Annotated in this window: 1 protein-coding gene; it reads left to right on the top strand. The window is 64.0% G+C overall.

The window, feature by feature from the left end:
- On the top strand, positions 1–1,222 hold a 1,222-nt coding region (tnpC, locus tag NKJ35_RS30785; RefSeq protein WP_352651392.1), incomplete at both ends, for an IS66 family transposase.

Below are 1,222 nucleotides of genomic sequence, written 5' to 3'. Positions count from 1 at the left end.
GAGGAAGCCGAGCAGGTAGAGGCGGAGGGCTTCGCCAGCGCGGAAGCCGCGGACCCCTCAAAGCGTGATGCCAGGGCTCGTAAGCGTCGCGCCAACCGCGGCTCGTTGCCCGCCCATCTGTCGCGCGTCGAGCAGGTAATCGACATCGCCGACAAGATCTGCCCGTGCTGCCAAGGCCAGCTGCATGTTATGGGCGAGGACGTCTCCGAGCGTCTCGACATCGTGCCCGCCCAGTTCCGGGTGATTGTCACCCGTCGACCGAAACATGCGTGTCGGGCCTGCGAAGAGGTGGTCGTGCAGGCGCCAGCGCCGGCACGTCTCGTCGAAGGCGGCATTCCTACAGAGGCCACGGTGGCTCATGTTCTGGTGTCGAAGTATGCCGACCACCTTCCCCTATATCGTCAGGCCCAGATCTACGCCCGCCAGGGCGTCAATCTCGACCGTTCGACACTCGCCGACTGGGTGGGCAAGGCAGCTTTCCTGCTTCGCCCTGTGCATGAGCGGCTGTTCGAGCGGTTGAAGGCTTCAGACAAGCTCTTCGCGGACGAGACCACTGCGCCTGTGCTTGATCCGGGCCGGGGGCGGACCAAAACGGGGCAGTTGTTCGCCTATGCCCGAGACGACCGACCTTGGGGCGGAATGGACCTACCCGGCGTCGCCTATCTCTACGCTCCGGACCGCAAGGCCGAACAGCCGATCCGGCATCTTCAGGGCTTTGTCGGAACCCTGCAGGTCGACGGATACGCGGGCTACAAGGCGCTGGCCGAACGCAACGCCGTGAGCTTGGCCTTTTGCTGGTCGCACGTGCGTCGCCGCTTCTATGAGCTCGCGCAGTCCGGCCCCGCGCCGATCGCGACGGAGGCGCTCGCCCGCATCGCCCAACTCTACCACGTTGAGAGCGATATCCGCGGTCGTTCCGCCGACGAACGCCGCGCCGTCCGGCAGGAGAGAAGCCGTCCCGTAATCAATGCCCTTGAGCCGTGGCTTAGGCAGCAACTCACCCTTATCAGCCAGAAGACCAAGCTGGCGGAAGCCATCCGCTACGCGCTCTCGCGCTGGCAAGGTCTGACAGGATTCCTCGACAACGGTACGATCGAGATCGACTCCAACGTCGTCGAGCGCGCCATCCGTCCCATTGCGATGCGTGAGTCATTATGCACTCCCTCGTCAAGTATCTGTAAACATTGGAAGCGTGTCCATGTCGGCAACGCGACACGGGCGA

The sequence above is a fragment of the Mesorhizobium sp. M0136 genome (assembly GCF_040322515.1).
In the GTDB taxonomy this organism is placed as follows: domain Bacteria; phylum Pseudomonadota; class Alphaproteobacteria; order Rhizobiales; family Rhizobiaceae; genus Mesorhizobium.
This window is presented reverse-complemented; position numbering and strand designations above follow the sequence as displayed.